The organism is Galactobacter sp., from assembly GCF_022712295.1.
GTDB lineage: Bacteria > Actinomycetota > Actinomycetes > Actinomycetales > Micrococcaceae > Galactobacter.
In genome coordinates this window covers 1-24,918 of sequence record NZ_JALAGT010000029.1, presented here as the reverse complement: position 1 = coordinate 24,918, position 24,918 = coordinate 1, and the positions used below count along the sequence as shown (strand labels likewise).

24 protein-coding genes and 1 pseudogene are annotated in these 24,918 nt (G+C 66.3%); 24 read left to right on the top strand and 1 reads right to left on the bottom strand.

Annotation, left to right across the window (positions count from 1 at the left end):
• Positions 1-153: 153 nt before the first annotated feature.
• From Q0A15_RS02225 to Q0A15_RS02175, 11 genes are all read left to right on the top strand, one after another.
• Positions 154-1,251, top strand: coding sequence for a carbohydrate kinase family protein (locus tag Q0A15_RS02225; RefSeq protein WP_291277908.1), 1,098 nt, complete (start codon positions 154-156; stop codon positions 1,249-1,251).
• 51 nt (positions 1,252-1,302) lie between these two features.
• Positions 1,303-2,700, top strand: coding sequence for an ABC transporter substrate-binding protein (locus tag Q0A15_RS02220; protein ID WP_291277907.1), 1,398 nt, complete (start codon positions 1,303-1,305; stop codon positions 2,698-2,700).
• 13 nt (positions 2,701-2,713) lie between these two features.
• Positions 2,714-3,769, top strand: a complete 1,056-nt coding sequence (locus tag Q0A15_RS02215; protein WP_367273348.1) for a carbohydrate ABC transporter permease — start codon at positions 2,714-2,716, stop codon at positions 3,767-3,769.
• Positions 3,766-4,569 (top strand): carbohydrate ABC transporter permease, encoded by an 804-nt coding sequence (locus Q0A15_RS02210; RefSeq protein WP_291277906.1) that lies wholly within the window; start codon positions 3,766-3,768, stop codon positions 4,567-4,569. The genes Q0A15_RS02215 and Q0A15_RS02210 overlap by 4 nt, the downstream gene beginning before the upstream one ends.
• Positions 4,570-4,878: 309 nt before the next feature.
• Entirely contained in the window at positions 4,879-5,385 is a 507-nt protein-coding gene (locus Q0A15_RS02205; protein WP_291277905.1) for a helix-turn-helix domain-containing protein, read from the top strand.
• 6 nt (positions 5,386-5,391) lie between these two features.
• Positions 5,392-5,952 (top strand): PIN domain-containing protein, encoded by a 561-nt coding sequence (locus Q0A15_RS02200; RefSeq protein WP_291277904.1) that lies wholly within the window; start codon positions 5,392-5,394, stop codon positions 5,950-5,952.
• 237 nt (positions 5,953-6,189) lie between these two features.
• On the top strand, positions 6,190-7,533 hold the full coding sequence (locus Q0A15_RS02195) for a zinc-dependent metalloprotease (protein WP_291277903.1): 1,344 nt from the start codon (positions 6,190-6,192) through the stop codon (positions 7,531-7,533).
• Positions 7,534-7,535: 2 nt separating this feature from the next.
• The gene (tilS, locus tag Q0A15_RS02190; protein WP_291277902.1) at positions 7,536-8,588 is read left to right on the top strand and encodes a tRNA lysidine(34) synthetase TilS; all 1,053 of its coding nucleotides are present in this window, start codon (positions 7,536-7,538) and stop codon (positions 8,586-8,588) included.
• A 193-nt stretch (positions 8,589-8,781) separates the two neighbouring features.
• Positions 8,782-9,339, top strand: a complete 558-nt coding sequence (hpt, locus tag Q0A15_RS02185; protein WP_291277901.1) for a hypoxanthine phosphoribosyltransferase — start codon at positions 8,782-8,784, stop codon at positions 9,337-9,339.
• Between the two features lie 261 nt (positions 9,340-9,600).
• Positions 9,601-11,550 carry an ATP-dependent zinc metalloprotease FtsH gene (ftsH, locus tag Q0A15_RS02180; protein WP_291277913.1) on the top strand — a complete coding sequence of 650 codons (1,950 nt, stop codon included), beginning with the start codon at positions 9,601-9,603 and terminating at the stop codon, positions 11,548-11,550.
• Positions 11,551-11,806: 256 nt separating this feature from the next.
• The gene (locus tag Q0A15_RS02175) at positions 11,807-12,316 is read left to right on the top strand and encodes a hypothetical protein (protein WP_291277900.1); all 510 of its coding nucleotides are present in this window, start codon (positions 11,807-11,809) and stop codon (positions 12,314-12,316) included.
• A gap of 260 nt (positions 12,317-12,576) precedes the next feature.
• On the opposite strand, the gene Q0A15_RS02170 is transcribed toward Q0A15_RS02175, so the two are convergent.
• On the bottom strand, positions 12,577-13,242 hold the full coding sequence (locus Q0A15_RS02170) for a GntR family transcriptional regulator (protein WP_291277899.1): 666 nt from the start codon (positions 13,240-13,242) through the stop codon (positions 12,577-12,579).
• A gap of 172 nt (positions 13,243-13,414) precedes the next feature.
• On the opposite strand from Q0A15_RS02170, the gene glyA reads away from it, so the two are divergent.
• The 13 genes and pseudogenes from glyA to Q0A15_RS02105 all read left to right on the top strand — a co-directional run.
• A complete protein-coding gene (gene glyA / locus Q0A15_RS02165) occupies positions 13,415-14,749 on the top strand; it encodes a serine hydroxymethyltransferase (protein ID WP_291277898.1) in 1,335 nt (444 codons plus the stop codon).
• 1 nt (position 14,750) lies between these two features.
• On the top strand, positions 14,751-15,968 hold the full coding sequence (locus Q0A15_RS02160; protein ID WP_291277897.1) for a sarcosine oxidase subunit beta family protein: 1,218 nt from the start codon (positions 14,751-14,753) through the stop codon (positions 15,966-15,968).
• A 28-nt stretch (positions 15,969-15,996) separates the two neighbouring features.
• A complete protein-coding gene (locus Q0A15_RS02155) occupies positions 15,997-16,308 on the top strand; it encodes a sarcosine oxidase subunit delta (protein WP_291277896.1) in 312 nt (103 codons plus the stop codon).
• Positions 16,305-19,205, top strand: a complete 2,901-nt coding sequence (locus Q0A15_RS02150; protein ID WP_291277895.1) for a 2Fe-2S iron-sulfur cluster-binding protein — start codon at positions 16,305-16,307, stop codon at positions 19,203-19,205. Before Q0A15_RS02155 ends, Q0A15_RS02150 begins: the two co-directional genes overlap by 4 nt.
• Complete coding sequence (locus Q0A15_RS02145; RefSeq protein WP_367273347.1) at positions 19,195-19,809, top strand: sarcosine oxidase subunit gamma; 615 nt, start codon at positions 19,195-19,197, stop codon at positions 19,807-19,809. Before Q0A15_RS02150 ends, Q0A15_RS02145 begins: the two co-directional genes overlap by 11 nt.
• 143 nt (positions 19,810-19,952) lie before the next feature.
• The gene (gene folE, locus Q0A15_RS02140; RefSeq protein ID WP_291277894.1) at positions 19,953-20,549 is read left to right on the top strand and encodes a GTP cyclohydrolase I FolE; all 597 of its coding nucleotides are present in this window, start codon (positions 19,953-19,955) and stop codon (positions 20,547-20,549) included.
• Between the two features lie 114 nt (positions 20,550-20,663).
• A complete protein-coding gene (gene folP / locus Q0A15_RS02135) occupies positions 20,664-21,596 on the top strand; it encodes a dihydropteroate synthase (RefSeq protein ID WP_291277893.1) in 933 nt (310 codons plus the stop codon).
• The gene (folB, locus tag Q0A15_RS02130) at positions 21,593-21,955 is read left to right on the top strand and encodes a dihydroneopterin aldolase (RefSeq protein WP_291277892.1); all 363 of its coding nucleotides are present in this window, start codon (positions 21,593-21,595) and stop codon (positions 21,953-21,955) included. The genes folP and folB overlap by 4 nt, the downstream gene beginning before the upstream one ends.
• A 187-nt stretch (positions 21,956-22,142) precedes the next feature.
• Entirely contained in the window at positions 22,143-22,850 is a 708-nt protein-coding gene (gene folK / locus Q0A15_RS02125; protein ID WP_291277891.1) for a 2-amino-4-hydroxy-6-hydroxymethyldihydropteridine diphosphokinase, read from the top strand.
• Between the two features lie 132 nt (positions 22,851-22,982).
• Positions 22,983-23,588 (top strand): 2-amino-4-hydroxy-6-hydroxymethyldihydropteridine diphosphokinase, encoded by a 606-nt coding sequence (gene folK / locus Q0A15_RS02120; RefSeq protein WP_291277890.1) that lies wholly within the window; start codon positions 22,983-22,985, stop codon positions 23,586-23,588.
• Positions 23,585-24,088, top strand: a complete 504-nt coding sequence (locus Q0A15_RS02115; protein WP_291277889.1) for a DUF3180 domain-containing protein — start codon at positions 23,585-23,587, stop codon at positions 24,086-24,088. The genes folK (Q0A15_RS02120) and Q0A15_RS02115 overlap by 4 nt, the downstream gene beginning before the upstream one ends.
• Positions 24,081-24,623 carry a PH domain-containing protein gene (locus Q0A15_RS02110; RefSeq protein ID WP_291277888.1) on the top strand — a complete coding sequence of 181 codons (543 nt, stop codon included), beginning with the start codon at positions 24,081-24,083 and terminating at the stop codon, positions 24,621-24,623. The genes Q0A15_RS02115 and Q0A15_RS02110 overlap by 8 nt, the downstream gene beginning before the upstream one ends.
• Positions 24,620-24,918 (top strand): annotated as a pseudogene (locus Q0A15_RS02105) (hypothetical protein); the annotation flags it as partial. The gene Q0A15_RS02110 and the pseudogene Q0A15_RS02105, both read left to right, overlap by 4 nt.

Below are 24,918 nucleotides of genomic sequence, written 5' to 3'. Positions count from 1 at the left end.
TGGAACGCTAGCAGCAGCGCAAGGTGGCTTTGGAGCCCCGAGAACACTCGGGAGTGCAAAGGGGCCCCGAAGCGGCACCTCGAAGTGCGGGGGTCCAAACTCTCATGGCGGTCGTGTCTGTGCTCCAAACGCGGCAAGATGGGGACCATGGTCATGAACGCTGAGCACACTGACGCATCCCCGGATGGCGCCAAGGGGGAACTCGACGTCCTGATGGCCGGGATGCTCTTCATGGACATCGTCTTCACCGACCTGCCCTCGGCACCTCAGCCCGGAACCGAGATCTGGGCAGGCGGCATGGGCACCTCACCCGGCGGCATCGCCAACCTTGCCGTCGCGACGGCGCGTCTGGGCCTCAGCACGGGGATCGCGACCACTATGGGGGACGACGGCTACGGTTCGTGGGCCCGCACCATCCTTGAGACCGACGAGGGCATCGACCTCACCCACACGCAGACCTTGGAGCATTGGCACACCCCGGTCACGGTCTCCATGGCCTACGACGGTGACCGTGCCATGCTCACCCACGGCCACCGTTCACCCATCACCACAGCAGAGCTTGTGGGCCCCGACGCGACACCGCGCGCCATCCTGGCCGATCTCGACGAGGATCCCTGGTGGAGACCCGCGGCCGGGCGCGGGTCCAAGGTCTTCGCCGACGTCGGCTGGGACCCTACCGAAACCTGGGACCCCGCCGTACTGCGTGCCTTGGACGGCTGCCACTGCTTCATGCCCAACTCCGTCGAGGCCCGCGCCTACACCCGCAAGGACACCCCTCAAGAGGCGCTGAAGGCGCTCGCCGAGCTGGTCCCGGTCGCAGTGGTCACCCTCGGGGCCGAGGGAGCCATCGCCATCGACAACGAATCCGGAGAGCGCGTCCACGTGGCCACCGTCCCGGCCACCGCCATCGATCCCACCGGAGCGGGCGACGTCTTCGGGGCCTCGTTCGTGGTGGGAACCCTGGAAGGCTGGCCGCTGGAGCAACGCCTCAAGTTCTCCTCCCTGTGCTCCTCACTTGCGGTTCAACAATTCGGCGGATCCCTCGCGGCACCCGGGTGGGGTGACGTGGCGGACTGGTGGGGTGCTGTTGGGCAGAAGGCCACAGCGGGCGACCCACACGCAGCGAAGCTGCGCCAGGACTACGCCTTCCTCCCCGATCTCATCCCACCGGGTCCGGTCACATCCGTCAGGCGCGCGGAGGCCACCATCGCCAGACTCGCGGACGTCACACACGGCCCGGATCTGCCATAGTCATTCACAACATCAGTTATCGCTCCACCAACCAAAAGAAGAGGGAAACCCATGAAGTCTCGACGAAACCACCGTGGTGCGGGGCGGATCGCGGCCGCAGGACTCGCCATCGCCGGCGTGGCCCTGACCAGCGCATGTGCACCGGGGTCCAACAACAAGTCCTCCGGCTCCGACGAGACCAAGAAGGCCTCCGAGGTGGAGACCGACGTCTCCAAGATGGGGGACATCACCCTGAACCTGTGGGATCAGGAGTCCCGCGGCGCCCAGGACGCCTCGATGAAGGAACTCATCAAGCAGTTCGAGGCCAAGTACCCCAACATCAAGATCAAGCGGAACTCGCAGTCCTTCGACGACCTGAACAAGACCTTGCCGCTGGCGCTGTCCGGTGACGCTTCCAAGGTCCCCGATGTGGTGCAGGGCAACAACGGCCGCAACATTCTTGGCTCGTTCGTCCAGGGCAAGCAGGTCATCAACCTTGACCCCTACGCCGAGGCCTACGGCTGGGAGGATCGCTTCCCGGAGTCCGTGCTGACCATGTCCACCTACTCCACCGACGGGAAGACCTTCGGCGACGGTTCCCTCTACGGGCTGCCGCAGGGCGGTGAGATCGTGGGCGTCTACTACAACAAGAAGATCCTCGAGGACGCCGGCGTGAAGGAGCCCCAGACCTGGGACGAGTTCACCGAATCCCTGAAGACCATCAAGGGCAAGGGCAAGACCCCGATCATGCTCGGCGACGCCGAGAAATGGCCGGCTGTGCACGTCTTCGGCCCCGTGCAGGGCGCCTACGCGGACGCGGACGAGGTCACCAACCTGGCCCTCGGCAACGAGGGCTCCGACTGGACCGATGATGACAATGTCGAGGCCGCGAAGGAGCTGCAGGGCTGGGCCAAGGACGGCTACCTGAACAAGGACTACCTGGGCACCAAGGATCAGCCGGTGGCCGAGCGCTTCGCCAAGGGTGAGGGCGCCTACATGATCGCCGGGTCCTGGAACAACGAGATCATCGAGGCCTCCAAGAACAAGGACGACTACGGCTTCTTCGCCCCGCCGGCGGAGGACGCGGACGAGGGACGAGCCACCACCGGCGGTACCTCCCTGCCCTTCACCGTCACCTCCGGGTCCAAGCACCCCGACGCCGCCGCCGCGTTCATCGACTTCATCACCAGTGATGACGCCATGAAGGTCTACGCGGAGAAGGGCAACATGCCCGTGCTGAACACCGCGGATCTGGCCCCGGCCTCCGGCGTCGGCAAGGACACCTACGAGGCCTACTCCGAGGTCACCACCGACGGCTCCCTGCTGCCGTACCTGGACTACGCGACCCCCACCTTTGCCGACGCGCTCGGCAACGAGTTGCAGGCGCTGCTGCAGTCCAAGAAGACTCCGGAACAGTTCGGCGAGGCCCTGCAGAAGGACTACGGCGACTTCGTGAAGAAGAACGGCTGAGGCTGATCCGAGCATGACCGCAGCACCAAGGCCCGACGGCGGTGGGCGCCCTCGCGGCGCCCGCCGCCGCGGCGCCGCGCCCGATGTCGCCGGGTCCGGCGGGATCGGGCCAGACGGTGCCGGGGACGCGTCGTCGGGCACTGTGCAGCGCACGCTGCCGCGGGCCTCCGCGAAACGGCGAAGGGCGGCCGACGGGCACGGACGACTTGCGCCGTACCTGTACGTGCTGCCCGCGTTCGTGGTCTACGCGGCGTTCATGCTCTACCCGCTGGGGCGGGCCGCGCAGTACTCGCTGTATGAATGGAATTCCGTCACCAACGTGGTGAACTTCGTGGGGTTCGGGAACTACGTGGAGATGTTCCAGGATCCCGAACTGCGCTCCGGATTCACCCACGCGCTGGTGCTGATCTTCTTCTACGCCGTACTTCCGCTGGTGATCGGGTTGCTGCTGGCCGCGATCCTGAATCGGGCGCGCGTTCGGGGTCTGGGGTTCTATCGAACGGTCATCTTTGCGCCGCAGGTCATCGCGATGGTCGTGGTGGCCGTGGCGTGGTCGCGGCTCTACGGGACCGACGGGACGCTGAACGACCTGCTGCAGCTGCTGCATATTGTGCCTGAGGGGGAGACCGCGCTCGGGAACTCGATCCTGGCGCTGCCCGCCATCGGCCTGATCGGCACGTGGGTGGAGACCGGGCTCGTCACCATCCTGCTGCTGGCCGGCATGGGACGCATCGATGGGTCGTTGTACGAGGCCGCGCGGCTGGACGGGGCGGGGGCCATTCGGGAGTTCTTCTCCATCACCCTGCCCGCCGTGCGCGGAGAGATCGCCGTGGCGCTGACTTTGACCATCGTGGCCGCACTGAAGACCTTCGACCTGATTTACATGACCACCAAAGGCGGGCCGGGGACCTCCACCACGGTGCCGAGCTATCAGGTCTACAACCAGGCGTTCACCCTGCATGAGGTCGGCATGGCCTCCACCATCGGCGTGACCCTGACCGTGCTGATCTTCCTCATCAATCTGGTGGTCAACCGCATCGCCGACCGAGGGACGGGGGAGGACTCATGACCTCACGGACCGAGATCGCGGCCAACTACATCATCCTGACCCTGTTCGCTCTCGTAGCACTGTGGCCCATCGGGACCATCGTGGTGGGGGCCTTCGGCGCACCCTCCGGAGTCAGCACCGGCGGACTGCACTGGGAGAACTTCGCCGAGGCCTGGACCGGCGGGCGGTTTGGGCAGTACCTGGTCAACTCCCTGTCGGTGTCCGCGCTGGTGCTGGTGATCGCCGTGCCCCTGTCCCTGTTGGCCGGGTACGCCTTCGGGACCATGCGCTTCCGCGGATCCACCGTGCTGTTCTACCTGTTCCTGCTCGGGATCATGGTCCCCGCGGAGGCCATCGTGGTGCCGCTCTTCTTCGACCTGCAACCCCTGGGGTTGACCGACACCATCTGGGCCGTTGCCCTGCCGCAGGCCGCACAATCCATCGCCTTCGGCACGTACTGGATGCGGACCTACTTCCGTTCCTCCTCCCGTGCCATCACGGAGGCGGCCCGGTTGGACGGGGCCTCAAACGGGCGCATCCTGTGGCAGATCCACGTCCCCATGGCCCGGCCCGCCCTGGTGACGCTGATCGTGTTGGTCTTCATGTGGACCTGGAACGAGTTCCTGATCCCGCTGGTCATGTCTCCCACCGGCGCCTGGCGCACCATGCCGCTCGGCCTGAACTTCTTCCAGTCGCAACATTCGACCGAGATCTCCCTGATGGCGGCAGGGGCCGTGATCGTGGCGCTGCCCGTGGTGATCCTCTACCTGTTCCTGCAGCGTCACTTCATCCGCGGCATGGTTGAGGGCGCGGTCAAGTAGTTTCCCCAGGCTTTCCGTCACGGCAGCATGGGCGCGGCCTTAACCCCTAGCCCGCACCCAGGCTTTCCGTCAAAGCAGCGGGGTTTCCCTAGGAGGCGCTGACGGAATGTCTGGGCGAAGTGGTTGCGCCATGCTGCCCGCTCGATCTGGACGGGGTTCTGCCGTCGTCACTCGGATGTGGGCGGGGTTCTGCCGGAACTGGCGCCGGAATCGCGACACAACCCCGTGCAGAGCCGGTGTGCTGATCTCACGCAGGCTCTCCACCACCTCAGCGTGGACGAATTGGGCGAATTAGTGGATCATATCCATATGAGCACAGACATCCACGCCTCAACCCGAGCCGTCCACGTCGTGGATCCTCCTGCGGTGCTGGACGAGATGCTGGATTTGGCCCGTTTCCTGGACCAGCATGCCGAACCGGCGGCATTGATCGGCCCAGACGGTGAGCAGATCCCGCTCCCGTTGGAGGCATATCAAGTCCTGAAGCAGATCGTCGGTGCCATGCAACGTGGGGACTCGGTCAGTGTTGAGCCGTTGGACAAGCTCCTCACGACACAGCAGGCGGCGGATTTATTGGGCATCAGCCGTAGCACGTTGGTCCGTCTTCTTCAGGCTGATGAACTGCCGTATGAGCGCCTCGGGGATGCGCGCCATCGCCGGTTACGGTTGCACGATGTTCTTGCGTATCGCGATCGCAAGCGGAACGATCGTCGACAGCGTTTGGACGAGATGACGCGCCAAGGCTCTGAAGATGGGCTGTACGACGTTGATGCTGACGCGTACAGGTCGGCGCTGATGGAAGCACGTAGGCGCTAGCTGATCATGCGATTCGCGGCGTTTCTTGATGCATGTGTCTTGGTGCCGATAGCGCCATGCGACACGTTACTTCGTCTCGCGGATCGCGGCTTGTTCCGCCCCCTGTGGTCGGAGCGTGTGGTGCACGAGGCTCTCGAAGCCCTCGAACGTATCCATCCACAAGCAGATCCGAGTCGGTTCCGCAGTCGATTCCGTTCAATGAACGAAGCCTTTGACGATGCGTTGGTGACGGGCTGGGAACCACTGGAGGGTGGAATCAAGCTCCCGGACCCTGACGATCGGCACGTGGCTGCCGCTGCATTGCGGGGCGGCGCCGATGTGATCGTCACACAGAACCTCAGGGATTTCCCCCGGGACAAGCTGGAGCCGCTTGGGTTGGAAGCGGTTGGTCTCGACGATTTCTTGCTGGATCAGATGGACTTCTCTCCTGGTCTCTGTGTGAAGGTGGTGAAGAACCAAGCAGGTGCAACGAGGAATCCAGCAGTGAGTATTCATGACATGGTGAGTCGGCTCGAGCGCTCCGGCGCCCCACGATTCGCAAGCAAGGTGGCTGAGCTGATCGATTGAAGGAACTCAAGCACAACCATTCAGTCGCTCAGGCTTTCCGTCGCCACAGCGTGGGGCCGCCTCTCCGCACACTCATACCCAGGCTTTCCGTCAAAGCAGCGGGGTTTCCCTAGGAGGCGGTGACGGAATGTCTGGGCCGGGCCGGTGGTATCGAGCGCCCCGAACCCATGACACGGCAAGCGACACATGAGTGCTCCTCCCTGCGCGCACACAACAAACGATGGTGAGATGGACCTCATGACCACTGACGCGACGTCGCCCAGCACCCAGTCCAGCGACAGAACCGCGAAGCCCACCTCCGTGGTGCGTTGGGGGGTGGCCGTTTCCACCGCGAAGACGCTGGCCTCTGCCGGCCCCAAGGCCTCAACCACCGCGGCCATCGGCATCGTGGAGGACATCCGTGAACACGCGCGCGCCGCGGAGCAGCACGTCGAGAACATCACCGGCCTGCACGTGGCGTCCTCCCTGAAGGATTCGCAGGTGCTCGTGGTGGACCGCCCCGGCTGGGCCGCAGCGTCCGTCTCGGGGTACCGGGAAATGCTCGGCACCCCGCTGGATGCCGCCCTGCTCCAGCGTTTCCCCAAGGGTCTTCCGCTCACCCTGAAGATGGGCGGCTACGGGGTCGGCGCGGAGGTCGGTTCCCTCGTCGCGTTCCTGGCCTCCCACGTCCTCGGCCAGTTCGACCCGTACTCCACCACGGGCTCCGCCCCGGCCGGACGATTGCTGCTGGTGGCCCCCAACATCGTGGAGACCGAACGCAAGCTCAAGGTGGACCCCGCCGATTTCCGGCTCTGGGTGGCCCTGCACGAGCAGACTCACCGCGTGCAGTTCGCCGCCGCACCGTGGCTGCGCGACGTCCTCTCCGAACAGGTCGGCATCCTGGCCTCCGGCCTCGTGAATCGTCCCAAGGACAAGGAACGCAAGGACTCCAACCTCAAGGCGCGCATCAGCGCGCTTGGCTCCGCGGCCCGCGCCGACAATCCGGCGTCAATGCCCGACGACGACGGGCCGGCTTCCGCCGATACCGCTCCTTCCTCTGCTTCCGCCGCCAAGGACGGCAAGGAGAGCCAGGCCGGACTGCTCACGGTCATCACCGGCGAGGCGGAGCAGGCGGCCCTGTCCCGCATCACGGCCATCATGTCCCTGCTGGAGGGCCATGCCAACGTGGTCATGGATTCGGTGGATCGCACGGTCATTCCTACGGTCGCCAAGATCCGCAAGCGCTTTGACCAGCGCGGGGCCTCGCGTTCCACGCTGCAGAAATTGTTGATGAAGGCCATCGGAATGGACGCCAAGCAGGCGCAATATCGGGACGGCGCCAAGTTCGTGCGGACCGCCGTGGACGCCCTGGGAATGGAGGGCTTCAACGTCATTTGGCGTTCGCCCGAGCACCTCCCCACCGAGGAGGAGTTGCACGCACCCGAGACGTGGGTGCAGCGGATGCGGGAGACCGCACTGGTAGGCGCGCCGGTCGAATCCGCAGGGGCCGCCGAATCCGCCGAGGCCGCCCAGGCGGACGCTGCCGCGGAGCCGGGCCCCGCGCCGTCGGGCACTGAAGAGCCGACCCCGGAACAGGGCTGAGCGTGGCCACAGCAAGGTGGCCGCGCGCCACGCATGAGGCCATCGTGGCCGCCCGGACGGCCCTAACGGATCACCTTCCGGCGGGGCTGGACTACCTCGTGGCCTGCTCCGGCGGCCCGGATTCCCTGACGCTCGCCGCGACTGCCGCCCACCTGAAAAGTGAGGGTGTTCTGCAGGGTCGCGTCGGCGCCGTCGTCGTGGACCACGGGCTGCAGCCGGGCAGCGACGAGGTTGCGGCGGATGCGGGGGAGAAGTGTGCGGAACTCGGGCTGAGCCCGGTGATCGTGCAGCGAGTTCAGGTTCCCGGAACCGGTAACGAGGCGGATGCCCGTCAGGCCAGGTACGAGGCACTGGAGGAGATCCGCGCGGAAGTCGGGGCGGACTACATCCTCACGGCCCACACCGCTGACGATCAGGCGGAACAGGTGCTGCTCTCCCTGGCCCGGGGATCGGGCACGCGGGCGCTGGCCGGGATTCCCGAGCACCGCGGCCGCATGCTGCGCCCACTCCTAGGCATTACGCGCGAGCAAACGCATGCGATCTGTGACGGGCTTCAGCTGCATCCCTGGCACGATCCAACCAACGATCTGCCGGATGCCCGCCGCAACCGGGTACGCCACGAGCTGCTTCCGGTGATGCGGGAAGTGCTGGGCAACGGCGTGGATGATGCGCTGGTGCGCACGGCCCGTTTGGCCCGGCAGGACGCGGACCTGCTGGACGAGCTGGCGCAGCAGACGCTCGCCACGGCTGCGGTGCAGGACGACCCGAGCGTGCTCGGCGGGGTCGACGACAGGGTGGAGGGTCGGGCCCCACTGGTCTGGGACCTGCGCAGACAAGTGGTGTTGGAGGCCCCCGCCGCGCTGCGCTCCAGGGTGCTGCGGCAGGTGGCCGTGGCCGTGGGCGGGAAGCCACCCACGGCCGAGCGCACCGCCGCCTTGGAGAAGCTCACCGCCGGTACCGGGGCGCCGGGTCCGGTGCAGCTGGACGGGCGGGTTTCGGTGACGCGGATCCGCTCCGAGGACGGGGAGTCCCTGCTGCGGTTCAGGGGGTTGTGAGCGGTGCGGGACCGCCAGGCAAGGGACACATCGAGGTCCGATGCCTCAACACGGCTTTGATGCCCCGGTGCGGCACCTCGGCAGCCGCATCGAGGCAACAGAACTCCTGTTTCCCATCGGAAACCTGAGCCGTGACACACTTGTCTCAAGCGGCTTGTCCGCCAATCGCATCACCTGACGAGGAGTAACCCACATGGACGCCCACGACGTCTCCGGAGACATCGAGAACATCCTGCTGAGCAAGGACGAGGTCGCCCAGGTGGTTGCCGACCTCGCCGCCCAGATCGACCGCGACTACGAGGGCAAGGATCTCCTCCTGGTCGGCGTGCTCAAGGGTGCCGTGGTGGTCATGGCAGATCTTGCTCGCGCGCTGCATTCGCAGGTCACCATGGACTTCATGGCGGTGTCCTCCTACGGCTCCGGCACGCAGTCCTCCGGCGTGGTCCGCATCCTGAAGGACCTCGACACCGACCTGATGGGCCGCGACGTGCTCATCGTCGAGGACATCATCGACTCCGGCCTGACCCTGTCCTGGCTGCTCTCCAACCTCCGCTCCCGCGGCCCGGCCTCCGTTGAGATCTGCGCGCTGCTGCGCAAGCCGGATGCCGCCAAGGTGGAGATCGACGTCAAGTACGTCGGTCGCGACATCCCCAACGACTTCGTGGTGGGCTACGGCCTGGACTTCGCCGAGAAGTACCGCAACCTGGACTTCGTGGGCACGCTGGCCCCGCACGTCTACCGCAACGCCTGATCCCGGCCGCAGGCCGGGGCGCAAGCGCCGCGCAAGGTGCCCGACGAGCGGTGCTTGAGCACCGCCGTCGGGCACCTTAGGTTTTGAGGCGCGCGTCACAGGGGGCTGTGATTCGGGTAAGCCTCCAGTGAAACTGGAACTTCTGGGTGCCCCCGCTCGTGTAGAGAAGAGTGGGGAGCCTTGGCCGCGCTCCCCGTGAGACCGGCTGACACGCCGCCCAAGCAGGAGGGACCGGACCGCACCGCACGCGTGCGCACACCTATGAATGCACCGACGCAGAAACCACAGAAGAAGAAGCTGTACCAGACGTGGTACTTCTGGACCATCATCGCGGTGATCGGTCTGTTGCTCGGCATGTCCCTGCTCAACCCCAGCGGTGGCAAGAACATCCCGACCTCTGACGGCATGGCGCTGATCAGCGACGGCAAGGTCGTCGAGGCCACCATGGATGACAAGGCCCAGCGGGTCACGCTGAAGACCGACTCCAACGTCACCGTGGACGGTCAGGACAAGGGCAAGAACGTCTCCTTCACCTACTCCGTTGACCGCGGTGAAGAGGTCGCCAAGGCCATCGCGGAGGCGGATCCGAAGGACGGCTACAAGGACAAGCCGGCCACGAGCAACTGGTTCACGTCCATGCTCTCCCTCATCCTGCCCATGCTCATCATCCTGGGGCTCTTCCTGTTCCTGATGTCCCGCATGCAGGGCGGCGGCGGCAAGGTCATGCAGTTCGGCAAGTCCAAGGCCAAGATGGCCAACAAGGACATGCCGCAGGTGACCTTCAAGGACGTGGCCGGTGTGGACGAGGCCATCGAGGAACTCCAGGAGATCAAGGAGTTCCTGAAGGAGCCCGCCAAGTTCCAGGCCGTTGGTGCCAAGATCCCACGTGGTGTGTTGCTCTACGGCCCTCCAGGAACCGGTAAGACCCTGCTGGCCCGTGCCGTGGCCGGCGAGGCCGAGGTTCCCTTCTTCACCATCTCCGGTTCCGATTTCGTCGAGATGTTCGTCGGTGTGGGTGCTTCTCGTGTTCGCGACCTCTTTGAGCAGGCCAAGTCCAACGCCCCGGCCATCATCTTCATCGATGAGATCGACGCCGTGGGTCGCCAGCGTGGCGCCGGTGTGGGCGGCGGTAACGACGAGCGCGAGCAGACGCTGAACCAGCTGCTGGTGGAGATGGACGGCTTCGACGCCACCACCAACGTCATCCTGATGGCCGGCACCAACCGGCCCGACGTCCTGGACCCCGCGCTGCTGCGTCCCGGCCGTTTCGATCGCCAGATCGCCGTGGAGGCCCCCGACCTGAAGGGCCGCGAGGCCATCCTCGCCGTGCACTCCCGCGGCAAGCCCCTGGCCGACTCCGCCGACCTGAAGTCCGTGGCGAAGAAGACCCCCGGCTACACCGGCGCAGAGCTGGCCAATGTGCTCAACGAGGCGGCACTGCTGACCGCGCGCTCCAATGCGCAGCTGATCGACGATCGCGCCTTGGACGAGGCCATCGACCGCGTCATGGCCGGCCCGCAGAAGCGCACCCGCCTGATGAAGGAGCACGACCGTCAGGTCACCGCGTATCACGAGGGTGGTCACGCATTGGTGGCGGCGGCCTCCCGCCATTCGGCGCCCGTGACCAAGGTGACGATTCTGCCGCGCGGTCGCGCCCTGGGCTACACCATGGTGGTCCCGGACGAGGACCGCTACTCGGTCACCCGCGAGGAACTGCTCGACCAGCTGGCCTACGCCATGGGCGGCCGCGTGGCGGAGGAACTAGTGTTCCACGACCCCTCCACCGGCGCCTCCAACGACATCGAGAAGGCCACAGACACGGCCCGGAAGATGGTCACCGACTACGGCATGAGCTCCTCCGTCGGCGTCGTGAAGCTCGGCAGCCAGGACACCGAGCCCTTCATGGGTGGCGGCGGCGGTGGCGGCCGCGACTTCTCCGACGGCACCGCCTCCACGGTGGACTCCGAGGTCCGCACGTTGATGGGCGCCGCCCACGGTGAGGCCTACATCGCCCTGACCCAGAACCGCCACGTGCTTGACCGCCTGGCCAAGGAACTGCTGGAGAAGGAGACGCTGAACCAGAAGGAGCTCGACGTCATCTTCGCCGACGTGGTGAAGCTGCCCGAGCGCCGCACCTGGCTCTTCCACGACGAGCGTCCGGGCCAGGATATCGAGCCCGTGACCGGACAGTCGCTGCGCCTGCAGGACTGACCTCTTCCGCGGCCAACCAACAAAGGTGCCCGACGCCGCCAACTCAGGTTGGTGGCGTCGGGCGCCTTTGTTCGTTGTAGGGCTGCGCTGGGGCGCCGGCGGTAGTGGTGTGCGGATGCTGTATCTGGTCATGGCCGGATCAAAGCCTCAGTAGGGCAGGATTCTAGACAAGCAGAAAAGTATGCACAATAAGTACAAGAAATACTATAAGTGCTAGTAGGTGGCGTATATGTTGACAAGTGAGTGGTATGAAGTGATGGCCAAAAACGCCACAACTGATCTCTGGGTGGTACCCTCCTGGGAGGGGCGGCCGGAGTATGGAAGTCCTACGTTGGATGATGGTCGCGAGGTCTACGATGTGATTGCATGCGGTAATCTTGAGGATATACCGTTCAATGTTTGGTTTGAGCGCAATACCGATGCAAAGGGTAAGCGCCACGGCGACATTCTATGGAGTGGTGGTTTGGAGTCGCAGCCGGTGTCGCGTCGTTTCGCGCAAGCGGTTGCTGAGTTGGGTGTGGCCGATGTGAAGACCTATGAGATCGATTTGATCGATCGACGGAAGGGACCCATTGAGGGCTATGTGGGTTTTGTGCCGAGTCTGACCGGCAAGGGTGAGATCAGTTCCTGGAACTGGCGTAAGGGAAAGACCAGTTTTGCGTGGGTCATGAGCAATCGCGTCCTGGATGGTCTACTTGCGCGTGGCATCGACGGGTTCGAGTACGAGCCGTTGGAGGATGAGAACTATATTCCGCCGCTGAAGTGACGGAGGCTCCAAGGTGGGTGGCCTGTACGCGGCCAACCAGCAAGGGTGCCCGACGCTGCCAACTTGGGTGGGCGGCGTCGGGCACCTTTTCCGACTGCTCCAGGGCAGGCCGGAGCCAGTGCAGGGAGTTATGGACGTAGCGTCGGGAAGGACTCCAGCGTCGGGAGAACTTGCGCGGATCTCCCGACGGCAGAGTTCCGACCGACGCTGCGCCAGGAGAGGCCTGCGCTGCGGACGAATGCAGCAGCCGATTGGGTCGCTCAGCGGGAGAGCGCCGACTGCACCGAGGACGTGAAGTGGTCCACGTGTTCCTCCGCCAAGCGCTCGGCCAAGTCGGGGTCGCCATCCAAGACAGCCTGCAGCAGGGCCCGGTGTTCCGCGACGTTGTCGGTGATGTCGTTGAGTCGATCCAGCACGGTTCCCCAGATGCGGGTGACCAAGTCGTCCAGGCGCATCAGCGTCTCCACGAGGTGGCCGTTGCCCGAGGACGCATAGATCAGTCGGTGCACCTCGGTGTCGGTGCGCAGCAGCGTGGCCCGATCCAATTGAAGGCGTTCCGCATCGAGGGAGGCGATGGTCTCCTCGATCTGCGCTCGGAAATCCCCGCCCTGCCCGGCCGCAGCTCGCCGGGCTGCGACGGGTTCCAGCTTGCGCCGGATCTCCGCGAGATCGTTGAGTTCCGAAAGGTCAACGTTGGAGGCGAAGGTTCCACGGCGCGGATAGGACACCACGAGGTGGTCGGCCTCGAGGCGCTTGAGTGCCTCACGCACGGGCGTTCGGCCGATGCCGAGCTCGGCGGCGATGGAGGCCTCGTTCACGGGCTGGCCGGGGGCGATCTCCAGGAAGACGATCCTGTCCCGGAGGAGGGTGTACGCCGATTCTGACAGTGGCGTCGCGGGTGTTTCGGTGGTGCTGACAGTGCTCACTTCCGTCCCTTCGTGACGCGGCCGTTGTAAACAGTATGTATGCAGCCTTGACGTGACGTCAGTCTCCATCCTAGCCTGATCACAATCAGATATATCAGTTGTTGACCAGACCGCAGTAGTGCCCGGGTGTGACAACTGAGAACCAGATCCCCAACAGAAGACGAGGATCCCGATGACCATCGCGGCTGACGCCACCACGGTTCCCGCCGAATTGACCGCCCACCTGTCCCAGATCGACCCCGAAGTTGCTGCCGGTATCGACGCCGAACTGGACCGCCAGCGCGGCGGCCTGGAGATGATCGCGTCCGAGAACCACACCGCGCTCGCGGTCATGGAGGCGCAGGGCTCGGTCCTCACCAACAAGTATGCGGAGGGCTACCCGGGCCGGCGCTACTACGGTGGCTGCGAGCACGTGGACACCCTGGAGACGCTGGCGATCAACCGCGTCAAGGCACTCTTCGGCGCCGAGTACGCCAACGTCCAGCCGCACTCCGGCGCCCAGGCCAACGCCTCCGTGATGCACGCGCTCATCCGCCCTGGCGACACGATCCTCGGCCTCGACCTGGCGCACGGCGGCCACCTGACCCACGGCATGAAGATCAACTTCTCCGGACGCCTCTACGATGTGGCCTCCTATGGTGTGGACCCCGAGACCAACCGCATCGACATGGACAACGTCGCGGCCGTGGCCCGCGAGCGTCAGCCCAAACTGATCGTGGCCGGCTGGTCCGCCTACCCCCGTCAACTGGATTTCGCACGCTTCCGCGAGATCGCGGACGAGGTGGGCGCCTACCTCATGGTGGACATGGCCCACTTCGCCGGGCTGGTGGCCACGGGGCTGCACCCCAACCCGGTCCCTCACGCCCACGTGGTCACCTCCACTACGCACAAGACCCTGGGCGGTCCCCGCGGCGGCATCATCCTCACCAACGATGCCGACGTCGCGAAGAAGATCAACTCCGCCGTGTTCCCGGGCCAGCAGGGCGGACCCCTTGAACACGTGATCGCCGGTAAGGCCGTGGCCTTCAAGATCGCCGCATCCGAGGACTTCAAGGACCGACAGCAGCGCACCCTGCAGGGTGCCTCCATCCTGGCCGACCGCCTGCTGCAGGACGACGTTGCCGCCACCGGCATCAGCGTCCTGACCGGTGGCACCGACGTTCACCTGGTGCTCGTGGACCTGAAGGACTCCGTCATCAACGGTCAGGAGGGCGAGGACCTCCTGGCGGCGATCGACATCACGGTCAACCGCAACGCGGTTCCCAACGACCCCCGCCCTCCGGTGGTGACCTCCGGCCTGCGCATCGGCACTCCAGCCCTCGCGGCCCGCGGCTTCAACCGCGAGGACTTCGTCGAGGTCGCGGACATCATTGCTCAGGCGCTGATCGCCGGAACCCAGTCCGGCGGAGCACCTCAGGACACCCTCGACGGACTGCGTGAGCGCGTGACCGCCTTGGCTGAAGCCCACCCCCTCTACCCCGGCCTGACCCCGATGGGAGACAACTGACATGGCGGACATGCTTCCGGAACACCCGGATTTCCTCTGGCACAACCCGGAGCCCAAATCTTCCTACGATGTGGTGATCGTGGGAGGTGGCGGCCACGGCCTGGCCACGGCTTACTACCTGGCCAAGAATCATGGCATCACCAACGTCGCAGTGTTGGAGAAGGGATGGCTGGCAGGCGGGAACATGGCCCGCAACACCACCATCATCCGTTCCAACTACCTCTGGGACGAGTCCGCAGGCATCTACGAGCACTCGCTGAAGCTGTGGGAGGGACTGCCGGAGGAACTGGAGTACGACTTCCTCTTCTCCCAGCGCGGCTGCCTCAACCTGGATCACACACTGCAGGACGTGCGTGACTCCAAGCGCCGCGTCAACGCGAACCAGCTCAACGGCGTGGACGCCGAATGGCTGGACCCGCAGCAGGTCAAGGAAGTCTGCCCCATCATCAACATCGGCGACGACATCCGCTACCCCGTCATGGGCGGCACCTACCAGCCTCGTGCAGGCATCGCCAAGCACGACCACGTGGCCTGGGCGCTGGCCCGCAAGTGCGACGAGTTCGGCATCGATCTCATCCAGAATTGCGAGGTCCAGGGCATCGACGTGGTCAACGGCAAGGCCGTTGGCGTCCGCACCAACCGCGGCAACATCTCGGCAGGCAAGGTCGCTTTGGCGGCGGCCGGCTCCTCCTCGCCGATCGCCGAGTCGGCCGGCGTGAAGCTGCCCGTCCAGTCCCACCCGCTGCAGGCCCTGGTCTCCGAGCTCTTCGAACCGGTCCACCCCACAGTGGTCATGTCCAACCACGTGCACGTCTACGTCTCGCAGGCGCACAAGGGCGAACTCGTCATGGGCGCAGGCGTGGACTCCTACGTGGGTTACGGCCAACGCGGTGCCTTCCACGTGATCGAGGAGCAGATGGCCGCAGCCGTGGAGCTCTTCCCGATCTTCTCCCGCGCACACCTGCTGCGTACCTGGGGCGGCATCGTGGACGTCACCCTGGACGCCTCCCCGATCATCTCCAAGAGTGAAGTCGACCAGCTCTACGTCAACTGCGGCTGGGGCACCGGCGGCTTCAAGGGAACGCCGGCCGCCGGATACACCTTTGCCCACACCATCGCCAACGATGAGCCCCACCCTTTGAACGCCCCGTTCTCCCTGGAGCGTTTCGAGACCGGCCACCTCATCGACGAACACGGCGCCGCCGCCGTGGCCCACTGACGCACACGCAGCCTAAGGATCAAAAAAGATGCTTCTGATCGAATGCCCCCATTGCGGCCCGCGCGACGAGACCGAGTTCCACTACGGCGGCCAGGCCCACGTCCCCTACCCGGAGGACCCGTCGGCCCTCAATGACCGGGAGTGGGCGGAGTACCTCTTCTACCGCGAGAACACCCGTGGTGTCCTCGCGGAACGCTGGTTGCACGGTGCTGGCTGCCGCAAGTGGTTCAACGCCCTGCGCAACACGGTCACCTATGACTTCCTGGCCACCTACCCGGCGGGCGCACCTCGCCCTGAGCTGGATACCGCTGACAACACCGCCAAGGAGGGAAACCGGTGACCGCCACCCGACTTTCCCCGGACGCCGCGCCGGCGTACGGGATCGACCGTAACGCCCCGCTGAGCATCAGCGTGGACGGAACCGAGTACAACGGCTTCGTGGGCGACTCCATCGCCTCCGTGCAGCTGGCCGGCGGCCGCATCTCCTGCGGTCAGTCCATGTACCTTGGCCGCCCGCGCGGCTTCATGTCCTCCTGGCAGGAGGAAGCCAATGCCCTCGTGACCGTCGCGGCACGCACGCCGGAGCAGTCGGACGAGTCCATGCTGTCGGCCACGCTGACCTTCGCCACCGACGGCCTCAAGGCCAACTACGTTTCTGGTCAGGGCGTGCTGGATCCCGAGAAGGATGAGGCGCTTTACGACCGCAAGAACGTCCACGCCGACGTCGTGGTGGTCGGCGCGGGCCCCGCGGGCCTGGCCGCGGCCCGCGAGGCCGCCAAGACCGGCGCCCGCACCTACCTGATCGACGATCGCCCGCTGCCGGGTGGTTCCCTGCGGGATTCCCGGGCTGAGCTGATCGACGAGGCGGACGCCGTGGCTTGGGCGGATTCCACCGTCGAACGGCTGCAGGGCGCTGAGGAATTCGTCTACCTGCCCCGCACCGCGCTGATCGGCAGCTACGACTCCAACTACCTGGTGGCCGTGCAGCAACGCACCGATCACCTGGCCGAGGTTCCAGCCGGCGTTTCCCGCCTGCGCACCTGGCACATCCGTGCGGCCCAGGTGGTTCTCGCCACCGGCGCCCACGAGCGTACCCTGGTGTTCGCGAACAACGACCGCCCTGGCATCATGCTGGCCTCCGGCGTGCGTTCCTACCTCAACCGTTTCGGCGTTGCCGTCGGCTCCAAGGTCACGGTCGCCACGACCAATGACTCCGCGTACTCCACGGTCGCCGACCTGGTCGCCTCCGGTGTCGAGGTCGTCGCCGTGGCCGACTCCCGCCCCGAGGCCACGGCGTTCTCCGCTTCTGTCGCTGCGGCCACGGGCGTGCCGGTGACCTACTCGGCCGTCCCCTCCAACACCGGGGCAGGGGCCGACGGCGAGATCGCCTCGGTCACCTTCTCCACCTTGGATGCCGAGGGCAAGCTGACGGGCGAGTCCACCACCCACGAGACCGACCTGCTGGCCGTCTCCGGCGGCTTCAGCCCGGTTCTTCACCTCCACACGCAGCGCCAGGGACAGGTTGCCTGGGACGCGGACCGTGCGGCCTTTGTGCCGAGCGGGCGGGTCAAGGACCAGTTCGTGGTCGGCGCCGCGGCCGGCACCCACGACACCGCGGGCGCGCTCGCCGCGGGTGCCGAGGCCGGTCACCAGGCGGCGCGAGCCGCCGGGTTCAGCGCACCGTTGGTGACGCCGCAAGCCACCGCTGACCAGGCGTCGGCCGTAGTTGCGCCCGTCTGGCTGGTTCCCGGCGAGGGCGAGCCCTCGCAGTGGACCACGCACTTCGTGGACCTGCAGCGCGACCAGAGCGTGCGCGACGTGGCCCGCGCCACCGGTGCAGGGATGCGTTCCGTTGAGCACGTCAAGCGCTACACCTCCGTGGGAACGGCTGCCGACCAGGGCCGCACCTCCGGCGTGAACGTGGCGGGCGTCGTGGCCCAGCTGCTGGGTGTCGGCGGCCCCGACGCCGTCGGCACCTCCAAGCAGCGCGCACCCTTCGCCGCCGTGCCCTTCGCGGCGCTGGCCGGGCGCCGCCGTGGCGACCTGTTCGACGTGAACCGCCTGGGCGCCATCCACCCGTGGCACGTCGCGAACGGGGCCGTGTTCGAGGACGTTGGCCAGTGGGTGCGCCCGCGCTACTACCCGCAGGGCTCCGAGACCATGGACGAGGCCGTGCTGCGCGAATGCGCCGCGGTGCGTAACTCCGTGGGCTACCAGGACACCACCACGCTCGGCAAGATCGAGATCCGTGGTGCCGACGCTGCCGAGTTCATCAACCGGGTCTACACCAACGGCTACCTGAAGCTGAAGGTCGGCATGGGCCGCTACGGCGTCATGTGCTCCCCGGACGGCATGATCTTCGACGACGGCGTCACCATGCGCATTGCCGACGACCGCTTCCTGATGACCACCACCACCGGCGGTGCCGCCAAGGTTCTTGACTGGCTCGAGGAGCTGCACCAGACCGAGTGGCCGGACATGGATGTCTTCTTCACCTCGGTCACCGAGCAGTGGACCACCATCGGCATCTCCGGGCCTCGCTCGCGTGAGGTGGTAGCCAAGCTGGCTCCCTCACTCGATGTGTCCAAGGAAGCGTTCCCGTTCATGGCCTTCCGCGAGACGGTGTTGGCTTCCGGGGTTCCGGCCCGCATCTGCCGCATCTCCTTCTCCGGCGAACTCGCCTTCGAGATCAACGTTGATGCCTTCTACGGGCAATCCGTGTGGGAGGCCGTGACCGAGGCCGGTGCCGAGTTCGACATCACGCCCTACGGCACGGAGACCATGCACGTGCTGCGTGCCGAGAAGGGCTTCATCATCGTTGGGCAGGACACCGACGGCACCATCACCCCGCAGGACGCGGGTATGGGCTGGGTGGTCTCCAAGCTGAAGAAGGACTTCATCGGCAAGCGTTCCTTCGACCGCGAGGATCAGCGTCGTACCGACCGTAAGCACCTGGTCGGTGTGCTGCCCGTGGACAAGACCACGGTCCTGGAGGAGGGCGCACAGCTGGTGAACGTCGGCGTGGACCTGTCCGACGTGCCCGTCCCGATGGCCGGTCACGTCACCTCCGCGTATCAGTCGGCCGCATTGGGGCGGCCCTTCGGCCTGGCCCTCGTCAAGGGCGGACGCGATCGCATCGGCGAGATCGTCCAGTGGCCCTCCCCGAACGGTCTCGTGGACGTCGAGATCGCTGAACCCGTCCTCTTCGACCCTGAAGGAGCTCGCCGTGACGGTTGATCTCAATACCCTGCGGGTTTCCCCCGCCGCCCACCTCGCAGACCTGATGGAGGAGGCCACCGTCACCGGTGCACGGTCGGTGGGGCTTCGTGAGCTGCCGTTCGTGCCCCAGCTGGGTGTGCGCGTGGTGCCCGGAACCCCCTCCGCTGCGGCGCTGGAGTCGGTGTACGGCCTCTCGTTCCCGACCGCGCACGGCGAGACCTCAGGCGACGCCTCCGGCGTTCACGCCCTGTGGCTCTCCCCGGACGAGTTCCTGGTCGTGGATGCCTCCCGCCGCCAGACCCCGTCCGATTCCGCTGCCGGTGAGGCTGCTTTGGAGGGGCTGCCCGGTCAGGTCGTCGATCTGTCCGGCAACCGCACCGTCCTGGAACTCACCGGCGCCTCCGCTCGGGACCTGTTGGAGAAGTTCTGCCACCAGGACCTGCACCCCCGCGCCTTCGGCGTGGGATCCGCCGTGGTGACCGGCCTGGGCCCCGTGCCCGTGTACCTGCACCGCTATGCCGAGGAGGGCTTCCGGATCTACGTCCGGGCCTCCTTCGCGGACTACCTGGTGCGTGTCCTGGTTGACGGCATGGTGGAGTACGCGGGCCCTGCCGTGGCCTGACCTACCTGCCGATCGCGGCTGTGACGAAGAATCCCGGCCGGTGCGCTCTGCGTGCCGGCCGGGATTCTTTATTGCGCCACGAGATGTCCGCCCGAGACATCCGGCCGAGGCGCTCCGATCCCCAGCCAAGTAGGATCGATGCTGTGATCAATGAAGAGCAGGGAGCCTTGAGCCCCGAGATCGATCAGCCCCGAATCGCTGCGGCCGTGCGGGAGATCCTGCTGGCGGTGGGCGAGGACCCGGACCGTGACGGTCTGCAGGACACCCCCAACCGGGTGGCCCGCTCCTATGCGGAGATCTTCGCGGGCTTGCATCAGGACCCCAAGGACTTGCTGGCGACCACCTTCGACATCGACCACTCCGAGCTGGTCCTGGTCAAGGACATCCCCTTCTACTCCACGTGTGAACACCACCTGGTCCCCTTCCACGGCCAGGCCCATGTGGGTTACATCCCGGGTGAGGACGGCAAGGTCACCGGCCTGTCCAAGTTGGCCCGGCTCGTGGACCTCTACGCCAAGCGCCCGCAGGTGCAGGAACGCCTCACCACCCAGATTGTTGAGGCGCTGGAGGAGAATCTGAATCCTCGAGGCGCTATCGTCGTGGTGGAATGCGAACACCTGTGCATGTCCATGCGCGGGGTGCGTAAGCCTGGAGCGACCACCACCACGTCCGCCGTGCGCGGGCAGTTGCGCGATCCCGCCACACGGTCGGAGGCCATGAGCCTCATCCTCGGTCGCTGAGCACCGGCCACACTGATCCGTGGGGCCTGAATGCCCTACGGCGTTTCGCCCCTTCCAGCGCGCGTCGGCGCATGCAGTTCGCAAGTCGTAGTTCGTCAAAGTCAAGGAGCCCATGTGAGCCTCGCAGCCGTCCCCGGGACCGGTCCCAACACCACGCCGCTACCAGTGCTGCGGCTCAGGTCGCGTGAACAGGCCTGGGCCGAGCTGCCGCAGGACCGCACCTTGGTGATGGGTGTCCTGAATGTCACCGCCGACTCCTTCTCCGACGGGGGCCGCTACCTCTCCACCGAGGACGCGATTGCCCATGGGCTGGAACTCATGAAGGCCGGCGCGGACATCATCGACGTGGGTGGTGAATCCACGCGTCCGAACGCCGACTTCGTCCCCGAGGACGTCGAGGCGCAGCGTGTGGTCCCCGTTGTCAAGGCGCTCGTCGCGGCAGGAGCCGTGGTTTCGGTGGACACAACGCACGTCTCCACCGCCGAGGCCTGCATCGCCGTGGGTGCGCATGTGATCAATGATGTGGCCGGCCTGACGCACGAGCCCGGTATGCCGGAACTCATCGCTCGCACAGGCGTCCCGTACGTGCTGATGCACCGCCGCGGCGATCAGCAGACCATGGGCTCCATGGCGCACTATGACGATACGGTTCGGGAGGTCACCGAGGAACTGCTCTCCCTCCGGGACACGTACGTTGCCGCGGGCGTGGACCCGGAGCAGATCATCCTTGACCCGGGCGTCGGCTTCGCGAAGAACGCACCACACAACTGGGAGCTGCTGGCCGCGACCGAGCACTTCGTCGGGTTGGGCCACAAGGTCCTGATCGGCACCTCCCGCAAGCGCTTCCTCGGCCACCTGCTCGAGGACAACGGTCTTCCTCACGAGCCCACGGACCGCGATTTCGCGACCGCCGCGACGTCGGCCCTTTCCGCTCAGGCGGGGGCCTGGTGCGTCAGGGTGCACGACGTCGTGTCCTCCCGTGACGCCGTCCTCGTCGCCTCCGCTTGGCGCGGGGGCCGGCCTGCGGCCGGAGGCAGCCGGGCATGAGCGACACCATCACCATCACCGGAATCGAAGCCACCGGCTATCACGGGGTCTTCGATCACGAGAAGCGGGACGGGCAGACGTTCCGGGTGGATCTGACCCTACACACGTCCACTGCGCTCGCCGCGGCCAGCGACGATCTTCGGGACACGGTGGATTACGGTGCCGTGGCCCAGGCGGTTGTGGAGGAGATCGAGGCGGGCCCCTACGACCTGATCGAGAAACTCGCGGCGGTCATTGCGGACCGGGTGCTGGACAGCTTCTCCCCGAGCGGCGTGACCGTCAGCGTGCACAAGCCGCAGGCACCCATCCCGGTTCCGTTCGACGACGTCATCATCACGGTGCACCGCGAACGTTCCTGACCGCCGAGCCGAGGTGGAGTCGTAACTACGGTAGCAAGCCGTTGCCACGGTGCTGGCTGCCTAAGGGGCGCCGTAGCGGTGGTTGTTTGCCGTAGTTGTGTCGAACCGTCATCCCCCACGTCATAGAGTGTGGTGAGCCTTACCTAACTCTGGACATCCGTGGGTGAGGCCCAGCAGGATTGACGTCGTGACTGCTGAGAACTCGTGGGGCGGGGAGCGGTGCGAGGCCTCTTACATTGAGCCCGGCCATGGACACCACCCCGGACCAGCCGGAGGCCACGTCTCCTGGGACCTCTGGGCGGAGGAACTGGCCCATGACACCAGACTGGACCTGGCCCCGCCCCTGCCGGTCCGCGCCATCCTGAGCCTCGAGGCGGGGGAGGGCTGCCTGGCCGTGGGGACAGACGCCGGCCCCGCGCTGGCGGAATCCACGCTGGCCAATGCCGTGGAACTGTTGGGTAACGCCGCTGGAGTCGAACTCATGTGCCAGTCGCCACTGGCTGCCACCACGGCGGCGCGCGCGTGCCGTCGCGACTGCCCGTCACGGCTGAGTCAGGTCATCGAGGTGGAAACCACGCTGGCTCCGGTGGCCTTGCAGGAACTGGCCGCAGCGGTGGAAACCGCTCACCACCGGCGACGGGGGCCGGCGGCCTGCCGCACCCTGGACGTGGACGTGATCAGTTTCGGCTCGTTGGAGGCCGCCGACACCCGCATGGTGCTGCCTCATCCTCATGCGGCCGAACGGGCCTTTGTGCTCTGCCCGTGGGCCTGGATGGACCCGGGCGCCTTCCTGGGTCGCTCCAGCGTGTATTCCCTGGCCAGGAAAGCGGCCGACCTGCCCAGCGTTGGCCCGTATCCCCCCGGGCCGGGGAGCCACCCGTGGGAACACCGCTGATTCCGGGCGTTCCGTCGGCCGATCCGCACAGCGTCGGTGCCTACTACCGAATCTGTGCCGACGTTGTGTGTTTCCACCTCGGTTGTGCACGGTGGGACCCCTGTCGTCGGATCCACGTGTGAGGATGGAGGTATGGACTCTCGCCCCGGACACACAGACCTTCCGTCCCAGCCGGACCTGAACCTGGCACCGGTACGCCCCGTGCGGGCGGTTCTGGCCCTGGGGTCCAACCTGGGGCATTCCTTGGACACCCTGTCCGGTGCCGTGGAGCGGTTGAATCACGTGGATGGCATCGAGGTGGTCTCCGAGTCCCCTCTGGTGGTGACCGCCCCGGTCGGCGGCCCGGAGGGCCAGCCCGACTACCTCAACCAAGTCATCGAGGTCTCCACGACCCTGGCGCCCTACGCCCTCTTGGAGGCCGCCCACACCGTGGAGCAGGCCTTCCATCGGGAGCGGATCGTTCGCTGGGGCCCGCGCACCCTGGATATCGACGTCATCACCTACGGTTCGGTGGACTCAGACGATCCGGACCTGACGCTGCCCCACCCCAGAGCCGCCGAGCGGGCCTTCGTGTTGATCCCCTGGTCCTGGATGGACCCGGGTGCCTTCGTGGCCGGCCGCAGCGTCTTCGAGCTGGCGGAACTGGCAGAGGACCGTGACGGCGTGCGCCCCTTCCGCGGTGAGGGCAGCGACGATGACAACGAAGCCGAGCGGGACGCGGAGGTGAACCCCGCATGACCTACCTGAGAGCCTGGGTTCTCGCCGTCACGGCCGTGATCCTCGGCCTGATCGGATATCTGGTTGCCTCCTACGCCGAACACCACGGCCTGGCGACCCCGGTATTGCACTGGATCTCCTTGATCGCGGTGCTGGCGCTCGCCGTGGGACTGCTGGCCGCCGCGATCTGGGTGTACCGGACCCGTACCCGTCAGGCGGACCGCCATATCAATCCTCTGGCCGCAGTGCGCGTGGCCCTGCTGGGGCAGGCCTCCGCATACGTCGGGGCGGGAATCTTCCTGGGCTGGCATGCCGGAGTCGCCGTGCAACTGTGGGCAGGTCATGCCTTCGGCTCTCCGGTGAGCTGGACCACCGTGTTCCAGGCCGTCGGCGGAATCGTGCTGATCGTGGTGGGGTACATCGTCCAGACCCTGTGCAAACTTCCCCCGGACGCCATGGATACGACAGAACCGGAAGATGCACCCCGCAGAGGGTTGGAGGAAGGACCAGAAAGTGTCTGAAGCACCCGACATCGAAACGCGCAGCGCCGACCGCCAACTGCTGGACCCGCCCGGCGAATACATCCGGGTCTCGCCCAGACTCACCGTGGTGGAGGAACTGGGCAACCTGGGCTGGACCCTCATCCTCGTGGCTGCGACCGCCGTCCCACTGATCTTGAATTCCACCGACGTGTGGCCGGGCTACCCGGCCTGGCTCGCCTGGCTCTTGCCGGGCGCATTCCTGGCCTACGGCGTGATCGCAGCGATCGTGATCCCGTTCAGCGTCCGTCGTCGCCGTTACTCGCTGCGGGACGACGACTTCGTCGCGGCTCGCGGCGTGATCTGGCACCGAGTCGAGGTGGTTCCCTACGGCCGCATCCAATATGTGGACATGACCGCGGGGCCCGTGCTGCGCGCCTTCGGCCTCACCCGCATCAAGATCCACACCGCAGCCACCGACACACACCCGGAGGTACTCGGAGTGACGGCCCAAGAGGGGGCACGCCTGCGGGACGAGCTCGCGCTCCGGGGTGAACAGAGGCAGGCCGGGCTGTGAGCAAGCAGAAGCCCGTGGAGACCGGACCGGACTGGAACCGCGTCCACCCGCTGACCCCTTATCTCAAGGGGTGGGCGGTGCTGTTGGTCATCGTTTTCTGGGTGGTGCGTAATTGGATCGACAGCTTCTTCAACGGGGAGGGTGGTCCCCTGCCCAACGGCGACACGCTGCGCTGGTGGATCCTCGCAACCCTGGCGGTCGCCCTGGTCGGCGGCGGCGTCTGGGACGGGTCGTGGCGCGGCGCCCGGTTCCGCAGCGCGGGTACGCGCGTGCAGATCCGCGCCGGCCTCGGGGT